The organism is Brevibacillus invocatus, assembly GCF_003710915.1.
In the GTDB taxonomy this organism is placed as follows: Bacteria; Bacillota; Bacilli; order Brevibacillales; family Brevibacillaceae; genus Brevibacillus; species Brevibacillus invocatus.
This window is the reverse complement of record NZ_RHHR01000015.1, coordinates 57,543-74,472: the sequence shown is the minus strand read 5'-3', so window position 1 is coordinate 74,472 and position 16,930 is coordinate 57,543. Positions and strand designations below refer to the sequence as shown.

Genomic DNA, 16,930 nt, shown 5'->3' with positions numbered 1-16,930 from the left:
CCTCCTGTGTTAGAGGTTCCGCGTTCTTGGTTTAGTGTTTAAAATGACGAGTGCCCGTAAAGATCATCGTGATGCCAAAACGATTGCAGGCATCGATGGATTCCTGGTCACGAACAGAGCCGCCTGGTTGAATAATCGCGGTGACGCCAGCTTGAGCGGCTGCCTCCACAGTATCGGACATCGGGAAGAAGGCATCGGAAGCGAGGACAGAACCAGTGGCCAGCTCCTTCGCTTGCTCAATGGCAATCTTGGCTGCACCTACGCGGTTCATTTGACCTGCGCCTACCCCAATGGTCATGTTTCCTTTTGCCAGAACGATTGCATTGGACTTTACGTGCTTGACTACCTTCCAGGCGAATTTCAATTGTGCCAGTTCTTCAGCAGTCGGCTGACGATCGGTCACCACGCGGATTTCATCATCTTCCAGTTGCTTCTGATCGTAATCCTGCACCAAGGCACCGCCTGCCACTGGAGCTACGCGGAACAGGTTGTCTGCTTTTTGCTCGGGTTGATTCAGAGTCGGAATACGCAGCAGACGTAAGTTCTTCTTCTCCATCAACACAGCCAAAGCCTCTTCGGTAAAATCAGGAGCCAGAATAATTTCCAAAAAGATTTCTTTCATCGCCAGCGCAGTTTCCCGGTCAATCGTGCGATTCGCAGCGACAATTCCGCCAAAAATGGAGACAGGGTCCGCTTCGTACGCCTTTTGATACGCTTCGCGAATGTCTGCCCCGATTCCTACACCACATGGATTGGAGTGCTTGATGGCGACCACGGCAGGCTGATCGAATTCACGAACAATCGCCAGGGCAGCATCCGCGTCATTGATATTGTTGTAGGAAAGCTCTTTCCCATGCAGCTGATCCGCATAGGCAATGCTGGCTGTACCTGCAAGCGGCGCACGGTAAAAGGCAGCGCGTTGATGTGGATTTTCCCCATAGCGGAGGTCTTGGGCCTTTTCGTAGGTCACTGTGTAGCTCTCAGGCAGCAGTTCCCCCACCTGCTCGCTCAAATAGCGAGAAATCAGGGAATCGTAAGCAGCCGTATGACGGAATACCTTCGCTGCCAGTCGACGGCGTGTTTCCAATGCTGTATCCTGGTTGGCCTCGATTTCCTCCATGACTTGCTCGTAGTCCGCCGCATCGACCACAACGGTCACAAAAGCGTGGTTTTTCGCAGCAGAGCGCAGCATGGTTGGGCCGCCAATATCGATATTTTCGATTGCTTCCTCAAACGTGACGTCTGGTTTGGCAATGGTTTGTTTGAATGGATAGAGATTGACGACAACCAGATCGATGGTTTCGATCTCCAGCTCTTTCAGTTGCTTCTGATGAGCCTCGTTGTCGCGCACAGCCAGAAGACCGCTGTGGATGTTCGGGTGTAGCGTTTTGACACGTCCGTCCAGGATTTCCGGGAATCCGGTTACTTCGGAAATCCCAACCACGGGAATCCCCGCTTCTTTCAAGAGGGAAGCTGTACCTCCCGTGGATATGATTTCAACCCCGGCAGCAGCAAGTCGACGCGCAAACGGAATCAATCCAGTCTTGTCAGAAACGCTGATTAACGCTTTTTTCACACTCACAGATAGAACCTCCTGACTTTTATTAAGAAGAAATAGTTATTCGAATAAAACACGAACATTCCTATAATATTAAATCATAATCGTACGCTTTTATCAAGGTTTTCGTCAGGAGATTATCCCTTTTCAAACGTCAGACAGCCGCGACTGCTCATAAGCACTCGCGGCTGCAGCCAACGATATCATATGCATTCCTAGCGTTTTTTCTTCTTGCCGCCGGATAGCTTTTTCACCTTTTGAGCCAAGGAGAGATGCTTGCTTTTTCCACTAGCTCTCGACGCCTTGCGACTCTTGTCGCTCTTCGCCTTGACGTCCTTGGGCAGCAGCTTGCCTAATTCATCCAGTGAGATAGATTTGCCATCCTTCATCTGACTTTTGACTTTTTCCTTGGTCTCCTCAGGCACATCAAGACCCATATTGGACAACTCTTTTAATAATGAATCAATATTTTGTGTTCCGTCTTTTGGCATCTTTTCCGCAAGCTTCATAATATCTGTAAGCGTCCATTCCCGACCAGTGCGCTTACTTAGCTTGCCCAGCAAATCGGCTACAAAATCCCCGCTCATTGGGCCCCTCCTCTGCTTTGGCTTCTTTCTACTGTATGTCAGAGGGTCCAGTTTGGTTTTCTTTACACTTACCCATTTCCTCATGAAAACAGTCTATCCGTAGATAGACTGTATGCGGGCAAGCATTTGCTTCATTTGATCAACCAGCTCTTGCGGTTCCTTGACGATTGCATCCGTTCCCAGACCGAGAAAAAAGGAAGCAAAGAACGGAATTTCGCTTTGTGGTATAAGGCTGTCCAGATAACCGCTGCCATCCGGACATACGACCAGGTTCGGGATTGGACACAATTCTGCCTCGCAGCGCTGCATGCCGACCTTCGTCAGCTCAACGTAAAACCGAACATCCACTCTTTGCCTTTTGCTAAACGTTTCCCAATTCCCCAAGTGAACATGCCGGTGGTCCAACGGCTCTGCAGATTCATCGATCTGCGCTGCAAGCATGCGGTCACAGCGAAACAGTCGAAAATCTTCACGCAAAAAGCAGTAGGCAGGACAGTACCAGAAGCCGTTGTTGGCGTATATCCCGACCGGCTGGATCAATCGGCAGGAATCCCCTTCCCGGGAATCATACTGGATGTGAATGACCTTTTGTTCGATAGCGCCCTGGAGAAGAACAGACAGATAGGGCGATTCTTTCTGGCGAGTAGGTGTGAAAAAATCGACCCGATTCTTCATCTGATCGATGCGGTCTCGAACATCTCCCGGCATGTAGTAGTAAAATTTGTTCAACGCCGAGCTGGATTCGGTCTCAAAGGGCAACAATGGATAGTGGCGCAACGAGTGGCTGGCAAAAAACATGGCGACTGCTTCTTCTTCCGAGAAGGCAATCGGCGGCAAAACTCTTTCTTTGATCACCTGATACCCGCCATGTGGGCCTACCTCGGAGTACAACGGGACTCCAAGCTCGCTTAATTCCTGCAAATCGCGCAATATCGTTCTGGATGATACGCCAAATTGGGTGGCAAGCTCCCCGACGGTGAATTTGCGCATCCGATTGACGGTCATCATTAACTCCATCAGTCGCTTGGATTTGGACATGAGTGAACCCCTCATCTTGGCAGCAAGCCAATTTCTTTGATAACCATGACAATTCTTGTCACTATTATACGCTAGAATGCAGACAGAGCAGTTAATGAAACCTGAATGGAGCGATCAAACATGGACGTAGCCAAGGAAATGAAGAAATACCTGTTCGAGGAGCTTGCGCTTATCACCAACACCACTGCTGGCCTGATTCGCAAAATTTCGGCTGAGGACTGGACGTACCGGCCTCGCGAAAACATGCGCTGCTTGCTGGAATTGGTACAGCATCTCGTCGCGATCCCGGCGGTAGACCTGCTTATCCTGCAAGAAAAAAGTCAGGATGAAGTGCGCAGTCTGGAGGACGTGTTTGCCCGTGATCGCGACCCAGAATCGTTGATCAACCGGATGACGCAGGATTTGGACGAGCTCAAGGCGTATATGGAAGCATTATCAGACGAGGATTTCCTCTACAAGAAAACAACTCCGTTTTACTTGCCGCATGGCACTGAACAGGCCAAATGGCTGATCGAAATCGTCACCCATGCTCAGCACCACCGTGCGCAGCTGTTTACTTACTTGAAAACAAAAGGGTACGACGTCAATATGTTTGACTTGTATTAAGCCGACAGGAGTGAGAACCGTGTTGCAAAGGACTGCACCCAAGCTGCCTCTGACGCCCGAGGAACGGAAGAATATGCGCTCAGCCAGGCTCACCTTAAAAGAATTTGCCACGCAGGATGTGCATCGTATCGAGCAAGCGCTACAGGTGTCTGCGGTACGTGCCCGATACCTTCGTGCGCTGGCTGAGTTTCAGACCATCCCCTCGATCGGGCCAAAGGTTGCACAAGGAGTGGTCTCACTCGGCTACTATTCACTTGCGGAAATCAAAAATGAGGATGGAGCCGATTTGATCAACCGCTATGAAGCATTGACAGGCTACTGGAATGATCCCTGTCTGGAGGACTGCTTCCGCTGTATCGTCCACCACGCCAATCACCCGGAAAGCGAGAAAAGCTGGTTTGATTTTACGTCAGAACGAAAGAGCTATCGCGAAGCACATGGCTACCCCGCTACCAGACCATCCATCCCCTGGTACGAGGGCAAAAAGGAAATGATATAGAAGAGGGCAGTCCCCAGCGTGTAAGCTTACACCTTGGGACTGCCCTCTATTTATAGAATCATGATTCAGGTAATACGCGAACCTGTCGTCCGTCCAGCTTTACGCGATCTGCTGCCAGCAAGCCGATCACCTCTACCAGCAGACCGTGCTCAACCTGATGAATGCGCCCAGCCAGTGTTTGCTCCGTGTCATTCTCCTCTACGACTACCGGGAGCTGGGCGATAATCGGTCCGGTATCGAGCCCTGCATCCACGAAGTGAACCGTAACGCCCGTCACCTTCACTCCGTAAGCCAGCGCCTGACCAATGGCGTCCTTGCCTGTGAAGGCTGGCAAAAGAGACGGGTGCAGATTGATGATACGCCCTTCGTAAGCATGAAGCAACGTCTCTCCGACCAAGCGCATGTAGCCCGCCAGAACGACCAGTGAAACTCCGCGCTTTTGCAGCTCTGCAACGATCTCAGCTTCAAAAGCGGCTTTGCCTGCATATGCCTTGGGGTCGAACACAAAAGCCTCGATACCGAGTCGCTCTGCACGCTCCAATACCTTTGCACCGGGTTTGTCGCAGACCAAAAGCGTTACTTCCACACCTTGCAGCTGCCCCTGCTGTACAGCCTGGACAATCGCTTCAAAGTTGGAGCCGCTTCCTGAGGCGAAAATGGCTAGCTTTCTCACCATTCCACCCCGTTGTATACGACCTTGCGTTCACCCTCCTGAATGCTGCCAATCCGATACGGCTCTTCACCCAGCTGCTTCAATTCCTCAATCACGGAATCTGCATCCTCTGGCTTGACTACGAGCATCATCCCGATCCCCATATTGAAGGTTTTGTACATGTCCGGATACGAAATGCTGCCCGCTTCCTGAACCAGCTGGAAGATCGGCAGGACTGGCCATGAACCGACTTCTATCACCGCTTGTGTGCCTTCAGGCAGAACACGCGGAATGTTTTCGGTAAAACCACCGCCTGTGATATGGGCCAATGCCTTGACTTCATGCTTTTCCAGAACCGACAGGACCTGCTTCACGTAGATGCGCGTTGGCGTCAACAGCTCTTCTCCGAGCTTTTTGCCCAGTACCTCTACGTGATCGTGCAAAGACATGCCTTTATCTGCGAGCAGGACTTTGCGAACCAATGAAAAACCGTTGCTGTGCACACCACTGGATGCAAGACCGATCAAGACGTCGCCAGCTGCAACCGTAGAGCCGGTAATCATCTTGTCTTCGTCTACCACACCGACAGTAAAGCCTGCGATATCGTATTCGCCTTCTGCGTACATACCTGGCATCTCAGCTGTTTCCCCACCGATCAAGGAGCAGCCTGCCTGGGAGCAGCCATCGGAGATTCCTTTGACAATGGCTTCAATTTTTTCCGGAATGACTTTATCGACAGCCAGATAGTCCAGGAAAAAGAGTGGTTCTGCTCCCTGCACGACGACGTCATTGACACACATGGCGACAGCGTCGATCCCGATCGTGTCGTGCTTATCCATTGCAAAGGCGAGTTTCAGCTTGGTGCCGACTCCATCCGTGCCGGAAACCAGCACCGGCTTTTCATACTTCTTCGTATCCAGGCGAAAGAGAGCGCCGAAGCCGCCCAAATCCGTCATCACTTCGGGACGGAACGTGCGCTTCACGTGCTTTTTCATCCGTTCAACCGCTTCATTCCCCGCGTCGATGTCTACCCCTGCCTGTTTATATGCTTCACTCATCGTTTCTCCCCCTAAGAGGTGGTTTCTTTCTCAAGCAGAACCACTGCTTAGCATTTCATCGCAGGCAGCGCCTCTTCAAAATTGATCTCAGTCGGATATTGTCCTGTAAAGCAAGCGAGGCAATGTCCGTTGTTAGGAGCTGTATCCTGACGTCCAATCGCTTGGATCATTCCTTCAACCGACAAGAAGTACAGACTGTCAGCTTCGATAGCTTGGCGAATTTCTTCTACCGATTTGGTGGCTGCGATCAGTTCTTCGCGACTGGAGGTATCGATTCCGTAAAAACAAGGATTCATCACGGGCGGAGAGCTGATCTGTACATGTACTTCCTTCGCCCCTGCTTCGCGCAGCATGCGAACGATGCGATTGCTGGTCGTACCGCGAACGATGGAGTCATCGATCATGACCACCCGCTTGCCTTCCACCACCTTGCGCACCGCGGAGAGCTTCAGATATACAGCGCGTTCACGCATTTCCTGACTTGGCTGGATGAAGGTGCGTCCCACATAGCGATTTTTGATCAAGCCAATTTCATACGGGATTCCGGTAGCTTCCGCATACCCGATCGCAGCAGAGATACTGGAATCTGGCACCCCAATGACGACATCGGCTTCGATCGGAGATTCCTGCGCAAGCTGCTTGCCCAGACGTTTACGCGACATGTGCACATTGATTCCGTCAATGTCGCTGTCCGGACGAGCGAAGTAAATATATTCAAAGATGCAGAGCGAACGTTGCGTTTTCTCGGTAAAGCTGGTTTCAGTAATGCCGTTTTCATCGATCACGATCAATTCACCAGGCTGCACATCGCGCCAGTACTCAGCTCCGATGATGTCAAAGGCGCAGGTCTCGGACGCCACACAGACGGCATCCCCCAAGCGGCCCAGGGAAAGCGGGCGCAGCCCGTTGGGATCGAGCGCAATGACGAGCTGATGATTGTTCATGACGATAAGCGCATAAGCACCTTTGATATGCTGGAGGGCATCCTTCACCGCTCCAGGCAAATCACTGCTTTCAGAGCGCGCGATCAAGTGGGCAATGACTTCTGTATCGCTGGTCGTTTGGAAAATGGAGCCTTTAGCCTCCAGCTCTTTTCTCAAAACCGCTGCATTGACCAGATTGCCGTTGTGCGCGACTGCCATGCTGCCTTGTGCGTAGCGGAAAAACAGTGGCTGAGCATTTTCGATCTTGCTCGATCCAGCCGTTGTATAGCGAGTGTGACCGATGGCGATGTGGCCGCGGAATTTTTCCAGATCCCCTTTGCCAAATGCCTCCGATACCAAGCCCATACCACGATGCTTATACCACTTCTCGCCGTCGGAGGCGCAGATTCCTGCGCTCTCCTGTCCGCGATGCTGGAGGGCGTGCAAACCCAGATAAGTCAATTGAGACGCTTCATTGTGGTTGTAGATGCCAAAGACGCCGCATTCTTCATTCAGTTTGTCCCAGATCAGCTTATCAAACATGGAATCGCATCCTTCCAGGCTGCCTTCACCTCTTGAATCGAAGCGTTGATCGCTTCTGCTCCGTTCACTTTTACCACGAGGCTGCTGCCTCCGGTTTTGCCGATCACTTGCGCTGGTACGCCGAGCTCTGCTGCCAGAGCCAATACCGCATCTGCCTGCTCTTGCGCCGTGCTGAGCAGAATGCGGGATTGCGATTCGCTAAAGAGCAATACATCAGGACGCAACACAGATTCGAGCGCCACTTCTGCCCCGAATTCCTTGCCGAAGCAGGATTCCGCCAAAGCTACACCCAGACCGCCCTCTGACAGGTCGTGGGCGGATTTGACCAGCCCTTTGCGGATGGCAGCCAGAACCAGTTTTTGTACAGCCGCTTCCTTGTTCAGATCGATTTGCGGAGGACGGCCGGAGATGGAGCCGGTTGCGAGCTTTTGATACTCGCTGCCGCCCAGTTCGGCAAAGGTTTCGCCCAGCAAAATGATGGCATCGCCTTCGTGCTTGAAATCTTGCGTTGTAATATGGTCTACATCGGTGATCAAGCCTACCATGCCGACAGTAGGGGTCGGGTAGATAGCGTCACCGCTGCGTTCATTGTAAAAAGAAACGTTTCCGCCGATAACCGGAGAATCCAAAGCTATGCAGGCTTCACTCATGCCCTCGCACGCTTTCTCGAACTGCCAGAACACCTCAGGCTTTTCCGGGCTGCCGAAGTTGAGGCAGTCTGTGATCGCCAACGGCTCAGCGCCGGAGCACACAACGTTGCGCGCAGACTCGGCTACGGCAATCGCGCCGCCCACTTTCGGATCGAGGTAGACGTAGCGTCCGTTGCAATCCGTGCTCATCGCCAAAGCCTTGCGTGTACCGCGCACCATGACAACAGCTGCGTCAGAGCCAGGCTTTACCGCGGTATTCGCGCGTACGATGTGGTCGTACTGCTCATACACCCACGCTTTGTTGGCAACTGTTGGCTGAGCCAACACGTTTTTCAGCGTTTCGTTCAGGTCAGAAGGCTCGGAGATTGCGCCTACAACATCAACCTGCGCGTTTGCTTCATAGTAAGCAGGAACAGCAGACGGACGGTGATAGACAGGCGCTTCCTCGGCCAGGCTGTCTACAGGCACTTCCGCTACGACTTCCCCTTGATGGAGCAGGCGGAGCATGCTGTCATCTGTTACTTTACCCACGACCGCAGAAGCCAAGCCCCATTTGTCAAAAATCGCGATCGCTTCTGCCTCTTTGCCGCTCTCTACTACAACGAGCATACGCTCTTGGGATTCGGAGAGCATCATTTCATAAGCAGACATGCCCGCTTCACGCTGCGGCACCAGGTCGAGATTCATCTCGATCCCGTTTCCCGCTTTGGATGCCATCTCGGAGCTGGAGCTGGTCAAGCCTGCTGCTCCCATGTCCTGAATCCCTACGACGATACCGGTGTCGATCAGCTCCAGGCACGCTTCTAAAAGCAGCTTTTCCATGAACGGATCGCCCACTTGTACCGCAGGACGTTTTTTCTCGGATTCTTCATTCAGCTCTTCGGAGGCAAAGGTAGCGCCGTGAATCCCGTCACGTCCTGTGCTGGAACCTACGTAAATCACCGGATTTCCGATACCGGAGGCGACACCTTTTTGAATTTTATCGTGGTCGATCAGGCCCACACACATCGCGTTTACCAAAGGATTGCCTTCATAGGTCGGGTCGAAATTGACTTCTCCGCCTACTGTCGGAATCCCGATGCAGTTGCCGTAGCCTGCGATGCCTTCTACCACATGCTCAAACAAGTATTTCACACGAGGGTTGGTCAACTCCCCGAAACGAAGCGAGTTCAATACAGCGATCGGACGCGCACCCATCGAGAACACGTCGCGAATGATGCCGCCGACACCCGTAGCCGCACCTTGGTAAGGTTCAATCGCAGATGGATGGTTGTGGCTTTCGATTTTAAAGACGACGGCTTGGTTATCGCCAATGTCTACAATCCCCGCACCCTCACCAGGACCCTGCAAGACGCGTGGTCCCTTTGTCGGGAAGCGGCGCAGGACAGGCTTGGAGTTTTTATAGGAGCAGTGCTCCGACCACATAACGCTGTACAGACCTGTCTCTGTCCAGTTTGGCTTGCGGCCGATGATGTCGACTACGCGCTGATACTCGTCGTCAGTCAGACCCATTTCACGATATAGCTTTTGCTCGGCAATTTGTTCAGCTGTCGGTTCTTTATGCGTGAGTTGTGACACTGTTCCGTTCCCTCCAAGTCTTCAGGATCGAAGTAAACATGCGGCGACCGTCATCGGATGTCATCCAGGTATGAACGGCGCGCTCCGGGTGAGGCATCATGCCCAGCACGTTGCCTTTTTCGTTGACAATCCCGGCGATATCTTCCAGTGAGCCATTCGGATTTTCCCCGTGATAGCGGAACACGATCTGGTTGTTCGCTTTCAGCTTGGCTAACGTCTCTTCATCACAGTAGTAGTTTCCTTCACCGTGCGCGATCGGGATGTGAATCTCTTCTCCCTGTGCATAATCACTTGTGAAAGCTGTATCGTTGTTCTCTACGCGCAAGGCAGACAGCTTGCAGCGGAATTTGAGCGAACGGTTGCGCAGCAGAACTCCAGGCAGCAGACCGGACTCTGTGAGGATTTGGAAACCATTACAGATCCCCATGACCAGCTTGCCTTCCTCTGCCGCCTTCACCACTTGCTCCATGACAGGAGAAAATTGGGCAACTGCACCACAGCGCAGGTAATCTCCATAGGAGAAACCGCCCGGCAATAAAATCACGTCATAGGCGGAAAGATCCGTATCCGAGTGCCACACATAATCTACCGGCACACTCATGACATCTTCAACCGCATTATACAAATCAATGTCGGCGTTGGAGCCGGGAAAAACAATAACGGCTACTCGCATGACTCAGCCCTCCACGATCTCAAAGCGATAGTCTTCAACCACCGTATTGGCCAAAAGCTTTTCACACATTTCACGAACGCGCTCTTCTGCCTGAGCACGGTCATTGGTTCCCAATTCCAGCTCCATGTACTTCCCGATGCGCACGTTTTTCACTTCATCGAAACCAAGCGTGTTCAACGCTCCTTTTACCGCATGTCCCTGTGGATCCAAAACGCTCTCGCGCAAGGTTACGTATACGACTGCTTTAAACATGTACATCTCCTCCCAATCGTTTCAGCATTTCTTGGTACGCTTCCTCTACATTGCCCAAATCTCTGCGGAAGCGGTCTTTATCCAGCTTTTCATTCGTTACAGAATCCCAGAACCGGCATGTATCCGGTGATATTTCATCGGCGAGGAGAATGTCTCCCTCCGGCGTTCTTCCAAATTCCAATTTAAAATCGACCAGGGTAATATTTCGTTCGCGCAAGTAGGGACGAAGCACTTCATTGACTTCAAGACCCATGCGTTCGAGTGTCGCCTGATCCTCTTCACTCGCAATGCCCAGCACCTTGATGTGGGAAGCATTGACCAGCGGATCGCCCAAGGCGTCATCCTTGTAGTAGAACTCAACAACCGGTTGCGGCAAGACGGTGCCTTCTGCCATTCCCAATCGCTTCGCCAAGGAACCTGCGGCGATGTTGCGGACAACAACCTCTAATGGAATGATCTCTACTTTACGTACAACTTGTTCTGTCGCTGACAACAGGCGGATAAAATGGTTGTCAATGCCGCGCTCTTTGAGCATCGTGAAAAAGATGGCAGTAATCCGATTGTTCAGCTCACCTTTTCCGGTGATTTGAGCCCGTTTTTCTCCGTTAAATGCTGTGGCGTCGTCTTTGTACTCCACCCAGTATTGATCAGATACAGAAGTCCGATAAATACGCTTCGCCTTACCTTCGTATAGTTGTTCTTGTTTTTCCACCGCAGGAGCCACCTTCCCAAGTAAAAAGGTTGAGTTGTGATTAATTTACGAACGATTCAAATACATTAAAACATAATCATACGCATTTATCAACGAAAACTCCGTTAACGAACTTCGACAAATGTTCGGGAATTATATGTAATTCATCTTAACATTTGCTTAAACATTCGGGATCGATGCCACTTTCGTCCTACAATGAACTTCTCTGATTTCCGCTCCTTTCTACTATTTGTGATAAACTAACGTTGTATAACCTACAGTGAAAGAAGGAATCCAGATGTTGTCGTTTGAGGTCTCTTTTCCGACGCAAATCTTTTTTGGCATTGGGGAAATCAATCAATTGGGCGAGAGAGCGAAAACCCTAGGCTGCAAGCCCCTGCTCGTTACCGGGGGAAACGCAGCCAAGCGGACTGGTCTTTTGGCCCGTGTTCAGGCTCTATTGGAAGCGGCGAATATCGAGGCTATTCTTTTTGATAAAATTGAACCAAATCCACGTACGACTACCGTAGATGCCGGAGCAGCCCTTGCACGTGAGCATGGTTGTGATTTTGTGCTGGCCGTTGGCGGCGGTTCGGTCATGGATGCTTCCAAAGCCATTGCTGCAGCCGCACTTTCGGGGCGGCCGATCTACGATTACATGCGCGGCAATCCGCTCGGTACCGCCAAGGAGCTGGTCCCTGTCCAAAGCGCTCTCCCGCTAATAACCGTTCCGACCGTCGCCGCTACCGGGTCCGAAGCCAACGCCATCAGCGTGTTGACGCATTGGGAGACACACGAGAAATCTTCCTTCAACGGTCCTGCCCTCTTCCCGAAAATCGCCATCCTCGACCCGGAGCTTACTTTTACCGTTCCAGCACGCATTACAGCCGAAGCGAGTGCCGATATTTTCTCCCATATATTTGAGAGCTATCTGATCAGCGCCAGTGGAACCCACGTGCAGGACGGCATTTCCGAAAGCTTGATCCGTCTGGTCGTCGAGCATTCCCTGAAAGCCATCCAGCAGCCGGATCATGCGGAAGCGCGTGCCACCTTGCTTTGGGCCAGCACACTCGGGATTAGCCCGTTTGCCCTCGCTGGCCGTGGTGCCAGCATGCCTCTGCACGGCATCGAGCATCCATTGAGCGGTATTTATGACATGGCGCATGGCAGAGGACTCGCCATTCTTTCTCTTCCTTATTTCGAGCAGATCATCTTGGCCGATCGGCCGGAGCGACTCGCTCGCATGGGACGAAACTGCTTTGGCATCGATATCGCAGACGATCAAGCTTGCGCGCGAGCAACCATCGAAGCAGTGCGGCAGTGGTACGAACGGATGGGAATCACGGAGCGCCTGTCCGATTTCGGCGTGACCCGCGATGCACTTCCACGTATGGCTGAAGAAGCTGTTCAAATCGGCGGTCGAGGTGTGGGATACTTGCCTAGCTCTCACAAACTGAATGCGGCAGAGATCGTTTCTATCTACGAGGCTTGCCTGTAGAAATGGACAGCAAGGAAAGGATTCGCTAACCTGGCTATGGCATGTTTTGGATGATTTGTGCGATAATATGATTAGTAAAAAAATTTTTACTTAAGGGGTTGTCAAGCTATGGCGGATCCACGGATCAACGAACTGGCGAGCCGTCTTATTCGTTACTCGCTTAACCTGCAAAAGGGAGAAAAGCTGCTCATCGAAAATACAGGACTTCAGCCTGAGATGGTACGAGCTCTCGTCCGCGAAGCTTTTGCCGTGGGAGCGCTCCCACTTGTTACACTGAAGGACCAGGAAGTACTGCGCGTTTTATATGAAGGAACAAGCGAAGAGCATATGGCGTTGATGGCAAAATACGAATACGACCGGATGAAAGACATGGATGCCTACATCGCGATTCGCGCTTATGAAAACATCAATGAGCTGGCTGATGTGCCTGAAGACAAGATGGGTATCTACGCCCGCGTTCTGTATCAAAAGGTACATACGAATGAACGCGTAGCCAACAAGCGCTGGGTTGTTCTGCGTTATCCGAACAAATCGATGGCACAGCTGTCCAACATGAGCCTGGAGCGCTTCGAGGATTTCTACTTCTCCGTCTGCAATCTGGACTACGCCAAAATGTCCAGAGCCATGACGCCGCTCAAAGAACTGATGGATCGCACAGACCGCGTCCGCATCGTCGGCCCGAAAACGGATCTGCGATTCTCGATCAAAGGGATTGGCGCTGTAAAATGTGACGGGAAACGAAACATCCCGGATGGTGAAGTGTATACCGCTCCGGTACGTGACTCTGTAGAAGGAACCATTTTCTACAACGCAGCAACCAACTATAACGGCACTTCCTTTACCGATGTGCAATTCACATTCAAGGAAGGAAAAATCGTCGAAGCGACCAGCTCCAATACCAAAGCGCTCAACGATATCCTCGATACAGACGAAGGCTCGCGCTACATAGGGGAGTTCGCGATTGGCTTCAATCCTTACATCCTGCACCCGATGCTGGATATTTTGTTCGATGAAAAGATCGCCGGCAGCTTCCACTTCACGCCAGGCAATGCCTACAACGTAGCAGACAACGGCAACCGCTCTTCGGTTCACTGGGATCTGGTGCAAATCCAGCGTCCTGAGTACGGCGGCGGAGAAATCTGGTTCGATGACGTCCTGATTCGTAAAGACGGACGCTTTGTTTTGCCAGAGCTGGAAGGCTTGAACCCGGAGAATCTGGTGTAAAGGACAACGCTGAAAATGCAAAAGGCAGCCCAGGGAGAACCCCAGCGGCTGCCTTTTTGCATTTATTTAAACACGATTTGCGATTCCATAATATACGTGGTCAACACTTCCGCAAATGCTTCTGCGGTATTGTAGCATTCTTCCAGCGTATTGTTCGTACCGCCAAATTCCAGGAGCAAGCTTCCCTCGTGAACGGATTGATTGTACACACCGTTTCCTTCGTTCGCGCCCTTCAGAATGACGCCACGCGACAAGCCAGGGTATGCAGCTTCCAGTCTGGCGTGCAGGCTTTCTGCCAGCTTCTTGTTTTCCTGATAGGTCGGATGGGCTGTCCCGATCACAAACATGACGCGCGCGTAAGTCTTTCCGTTCAAGGTATGGGCTACCTTGCTGCGTGGCTCATCACTGTCCCGATGAATATCAAAGAGATACTTCAGATGCGGGCTTGTGTTGGTTGCCGCCACCACCGCTTTGTACGATTCCGTATAGGACATTGCGAAGCTTTTCTTTTGCTCAGCCAGCTTCTTAGCAAAATCATCCTGATTCACCATCGCCTGAATGCCTCTTTGCTGCAGCAGCTCACCCAATCGCTTCCCGACCAGCGTAATGTTGATGACGGGATCGTCCACAGAGCTTCCCTGGGTCTGGCTCGCAACATTCCGCCATGACTCGCGGTTATGGGTATGGTAAATATAGACGGTCTCGTTTCCGACCATGCCATGATTGTATCCGCCTGGCTGACTTCCAGCTGGCAGGATCTGATCGACGATCCACCCCGCTACATAGGCCGTGGATTGATCCGGGAGCCGAATCATATACCAGTCTCCTGCGTTTTGTACGATCGGGTAGGTTTGCCCAGGTTGAGCGATACCGACAACCGCATGCTCGGTTCCGGGACCACTGCGCAGATTGGTATCGGCATTTTTCACGCGTATCATCGCTTCTGCTTGACCAACTCCTGTATCGGGGACCGGGGCCACAGGCGTGTCGATTACCTGACCCTGATCCGGAGCTTCCTGGATGATAGGCTTATAAATATAGGCATAGGTTCCATTAAAGCTGATCTTGTACCAGCCGTCTGCATATCCGTATTGATTGATCACTACACCGCCTTGCAGCTGGCCGATGACATGGCTCAAAAAATCGGGCTGGGAGAAAATTTCAAGCCCTTCTTGCAGCACAATGGTACCAACAGCTTGTCCATCCCCTGCGGGCAGAGGAGGCGGCGGATTTACCGGTATAGTGGGTACAGCAATCGGGTCCAGAGGTGTTTGTGTTTGCACCGGTGCAGGAGTGGGTGTGGGAGCAGGTGCGGGTGCTGGCGCTGCTGTTTCGACCATATAACGTGCATTCACCCAGCCGCTCACTTGGTCAGACAGCTTGATTTGCACCCAATTTTCTTGTTTTTTCAATTGCAAATAGACACCGTTTTGGTCGATGATCTGCAATATTTGGGCATTTGCATTCGGCTCAGCCCGTACATTCAGCATGTCTACCGTGCTTTTTACATAGATGATCCGCGGAACTTCAATCATCTTGACATATTTATTGATGACCCAGCCCGTCTTCCCATTCGTCAGCTTCACTTGTGACCAGCCGTTTTGCTGGGTAAGGATCGGAAGTCGTGTAGGTTTGCCGACAGTTCCGATGATTTGGGATGTTGTGTTGGGAGCACTGCGAATATTTAATTGGTCTACCGCTACCTCAACGTGGGTAGCAGCTTGCGCAAACGATGGCGGCATGAACAACAACAGGAAACAAACCACGATCAACCAAGTATTTATACGTAACCGCAACAGCCTCGTCCCTCTCTTCGACTCATTATGACTGGAAAAATCATCTATATAGTAAGAATTTCTCGATCTCCTTACATAATCCTTCATTTTATGACATGTTTTTCAGGCATTCGCAAAAAAGAAAGCCGATCTGACACTTGTTCGTGTCTCGACCGGCCTGTATGGATACATCGAATATGTGAATGACCTATTTCTGCAGGTAATGTCCAATCCATTCATCCAAGACGTCATCCAGCCTGCGGAATTCAAAACCGGCAGCCTCAGCCTTGCTCACATCGGGAGAGAGCGACCCTCCCACATTATATGGGGAAGTGGATTCCTTTTCCGTCGGGGTGATGACAATCGCTTCTGTGTTGGATGCAGCAGCGATCCGATCGACCAGCTCCTGAAGCGAAAGGTCGCCTGCACATCCTGGGTTGTACGGTCCCTGCAGTTTTTCTTCCGCGGCAAACTGAAGGAATCTTGCTGCATCCTCGGATGTGATGTAGCCGAGGCGATCTTCCGGATTGGCAAAACCGATCGGTTCCCCAGCTTTTACCCTGTCCACGTGAAATTGAAAGCGCCCGGTATAATCGTCATCCCCGACAACAAGCGGAAAGCGAATGGCAGTAGCTGGAAGATTTCCAAGCTGGAACAATACTGCTTCCGATTGCCTCTTCGCCTCCTTGTACCCAGGGATCCCGGAATACTCTCGGCGTGACTTCAGCTCGATTGGATAGCGATACGGATCGTACTCTGTTTCCTGCTTGAAGGTACCGTAATCGTAAACAGACATCGTGGAGGTAAACACATAGTGACCGATCCTGCCATTCAAAACATCGAGTACGTCTTTTACTTCCTGGGGCGAATAGCAGGATTGATCGAACACGCAATCATAAAACAGGTCTTCTACTTCAAATGCTGCTTCCAGAGATTGCTTGTCCTCCCGGTCGATGATCAATCTCTGAACATTGTCACCAAAAGGATCTGAGGCCCTACCTCTCGTCGCTATTGTGACATTCCAGCCGCTGTCGATCAGATTTTTCACCAAACGTTTTCCAAAGAACTGCGTTCCACCGATAACGAGCGCTTTTTTCATCTTTTTTTCCCTCTCTCGATAAGATT

General features: G+C 51.5%; 16 protein-coding genes. 4 read left to right on the top strand and 12 right to left on the bottom strand.

What is annotated here, in order from left to right; translation table 11 throughout:
* Positions 1-31: 31 nt before the first annotated feature.
* From purH to EDM52_RS10900, 3 genes are all read right to left on the bottom strand, one after another.
* The gene (gene purH, locus EDM52_RS10910; RefSeq protein ID WP_122909024.1) at positions 32-1,582 is read right to left on the bottom strand and encodes a bifunctional phosphoribosylaminoimidazolecarboxamide formyltransferase/IMP cyclohydrolase; all 1,551 of its coding nucleotides are present in this window, start codon (positions 1,580-1,582) and stop codon (positions 32-34) included.
* Positions 1,583-1,773: 191 nt separating this feature from the next.
* A complete protein-coding gene (locus EDM52_RS10905; protein WP_122909023.1) occupies positions 1,774-2,145 on the bottom strand; it encodes a hypothetical protein in 372 nt (123 codons plus the stop codon).
* Positions 2,146-2,238: 93 nt separating this feature from the next.
* The gene (locus EDM52_RS10900) at positions 2,239-3,183 is read right to left on the bottom strand and encodes a helix-turn-helix transcriptional regulator (RefSeq protein ID WP_122909022.1); all 945 of its coding nucleotides are present in this window, start codon (positions 3,181-3,183) and stop codon (positions 2,239-2,241) included.
* Between the two features lie 120 nt (positions 3,184-3,303).
* On the opposite strand from EDM52_RS10900, the gene EDM52_RS10895 reads away from it, so the two are divergent.
* A complete protein-coding gene (locus tag EDM52_RS10895) occupies positions 3,304-3,789 on the top strand; it encodes a DinB family protein (RefSeq protein WP_122909021.1) in 486 nt (161 codons plus the stop codon).
* Positions 3,790-3,808: 19 nt separating this feature from the next.
* Positions 3,809-4,288 carry a helix-hairpin-helix domain-containing protein gene (locus tag EDM52_RS10890; RefSeq protein WP_338068301.1) on the top strand — a complete coding sequence of 160 codons (480 nt, stop codon included), beginning with the start codon at positions 3,809-3,811 and terminating at the stop codon, positions 4,286-4,288.
* 58 nt (positions 4,289-4,346) lie between these two features.
* Here EDM52_RS10890 and purN read toward each other — a convergent pair whose 3' ends face one another.
* Genes purN through purC form a run of 7 tightly spaced genes read right to left on the bottom strand, consistent with a single transcriptional unit; the run spans position 4,347 to position 11,329 of the window.
* Positions 4,347-4,964 carry a phosphoribosylglycinamide formyltransferase gene (gene purN, locus EDM52_RS10885; RefSeq protein WP_122909020.1) on the bottom strand — a complete coding sequence of 206 codons (618 nt, stop codon included), beginning with the start codon at positions 4,962-4,964 and terminating at the stop codon, positions 4,347-4,349.
* Entirely contained in the window at positions 4,958-5,998 is a 1,041-nt protein-coding gene (gene purM / locus EDM52_RS10880) for a phosphoribosylformylglycinamidine cyclo-ligase (RefSeq protein WP_122909019.1), read from the bottom strand. Before purM ends, purN begins: the two co-directional genes overlap by 7 nt.
* 47 nt (positions 5,999-6,045) lie before the next feature.
* Complete coding sequence (gene purF, locus EDM52_RS10875) at positions 6,046-7,464, bottom strand: amidophosphoribosyltransferase (protein WP_122909018.1); 1,419 nt, start codon at positions 7,462-7,464, stop codon at positions 6,046-6,048.
* The gene (purL, locus tag EDM52_RS10870; protein WP_122909017.1) at positions 7,449-9,692 is read right to left on the bottom strand and encodes a phosphoribosylformylglycinamidine synthase subunit PurL; all 2,244 of its coding nucleotides are present in this window, start codon (positions 9,690-9,692) and stop codon (positions 7,449-7,451) included. The genes purF and purL overlap by 16 nt, the downstream gene beginning before the upstream one ends.
* A complete protein-coding gene (gene purQ / locus EDM52_RS10865; RefSeq protein ID WP_122909016.1) occupies positions 9,673-10,365 on the bottom strand; it encodes a phosphoribosylformylglycinamidine synthase subunit PurQ in 693 nt (230 codons plus the stop codon). Before purQ ends, purL begins: the two co-directional genes overlap by 20 nt.
* 3 nt (positions 10,366-10,368) lie before the next feature.
* Entirely contained in the window at positions 10,369-10,617 is a 249-nt protein-coding gene (purS, locus tag EDM52_RS10860; RefSeq protein ID WP_122909015.1) for a phosphoribosylformylglycinamidine synthase subunit PurS, read from the bottom strand.
* Positions 10,610-11,329, bottom strand: a complete 720-nt coding sequence (purC, locus tag EDM52_RS10855) for a phosphoribosylaminoimidazolesuccinocarboxamide synthase (RefSeq protein ID WP_122909014.1) — start codon at positions 11,327-11,329, stop codon at positions 10,610-10,612. Before purC ends, purS begins: the two co-directional genes overlap by 8 nt.
* 277 nt (positions 11,330-11,606) lie before the next feature.
* Between purC and EDM52_RS10850 the strand changes: the two genes are divergently transcribed.
* Together EDM52_RS10850 and EDM52_RS10845 are read left to right on the top strand one after the other, a co-directional pair.
* A complete protein-coding gene (locus tag EDM52_RS10850) occupies positions 11,607-12,806 on the top strand; it encodes an iron-containing alcohol dehydrogenase (RefSeq protein WP_122909013.1) in 1,200 nt (399 codons plus the stop codon).
* A gap of 108 nt (positions 12,807-12,914) precedes the next feature.
* Complete coding sequence (locus EDM52_RS10845; RefSeq protein WP_122909012.1) at positions 12,915-14,030, top strand: aminopeptidase; 1,116 nt, start codon at positions 12,915-12,917, stop codon at positions 14,028-14,030.
* A gap of 62 nt (positions 14,031-14,092) precedes the next feature.
* On the opposite strand, the gene spoIIP is transcribed toward EDM52_RS10845, so the two are convergent.
* Together spoIIP and EDM52_RS10835 are read right to left on the bottom strand one after the other, a co-directional pair.
* The gene (gene spoIIP, locus EDM52_RS10840) at positions 14,093-15,826 is read right to left on the bottom strand and encodes a stage II sporulation protein P (RefSeq protein ID WP_122909011.1); all 1,734 of its coding nucleotides are present in this window, start codon (positions 15,824-15,826) and stop codon (positions 14,093-14,095) included.
* A 187-nt stretch (positions 15,827-16,013) separates the two neighbouring features.
* The gene (locus EDM52_RS10835) at positions 16,014-16,904 is read right to left on the bottom strand and encodes an NAD-dependent epimerase/dehydratase family protein (RefSeq protein ID WP_122909010.1); all 891 of its coding nucleotides are present in this window, start codon (positions 16,902-16,904) and stop codon (positions 16,014-16,016) included.
* Positions 16,905-16,930: the final 26 nt, after the last annotated feature.

Bases quoted from the DNA above. Each gene is read 5' to 3' on its own strand.
- EDM52_RS10900 (WP_122909022.1), bottom strand. From the start codon at position 3,183: ATGTCCAAATCCAAGCGACTGATGGAGTTAATGATGACCGTCAATCGG.
- EDM52_RS10895 (WP_122909021.1), top strand. From the start codon at position 3,304: ATGGACGTAGCCAAGGAAATGAAGAAATACCTGTTCGAGGAGCTTGCG.
- purM (WP_122909019.1), bottom strand. From the start codon at position 5,998: ATGAGTGAAGCATATAAACAGGCAGGGGTAGACATCGACGCGGGGAAT.
- EDM52_RS10905 (WP_122909023.1), bottom strand. From the start codon at position 2,145: ATGAGCGGGGATTTTGTAGCCGATTTGCTGGGCAAGCTAAGTAAGCGC.
- EDM52_RS10835 (WP_122909010.1), bottom strand. From the start codon at position 16,904: ATGAAAAAAGCGCTCGTTATCGGTGGAACGCAGTTCTTTGGAAAACGT.
- purQ (WP_122909016.1), bottom strand. From the start codon at position 10,365: ATGCGAGTAGCCGTTATTGTTTTTCCCGGCTCCAACGCCGACATTGAT.
- purN (WP_122909020.1), bottom strand. From the start codon at position 4,964: ATGGTGAGAAAGCTAGCCATTTTCGCCTCAGGAAGCGGCTCCAACTTT.
- purS (WP_122909015.1), bottom strand. From the start codon at position 10,617: ATGTTTAAAGCAGTCGTATACGTAACCTTGCGCGAGAGCGTTTTGGAT.
- purF (WP_122909018.1), bottom strand. From the start codon at position 7,464: ATGTTTGATAAGCTGATCTGGGACAAACTGAATGAAGAATGCGGCGTC.
- EDM52_RS10845 (WP_122909012.1), top strand. From the start codon at position 12,915: ATGGCGGATCCACGGATCAACGAACTGGCGAGCCGTCTTATTCGTTAC.
- EDM52_RS10850 (WP_122909013.1), top strand. From the start codon at position 11,607: ATGTTGTCGTTTGAGGTCTCTTTTCCGACGCAAATCTTTTTTGGCATT.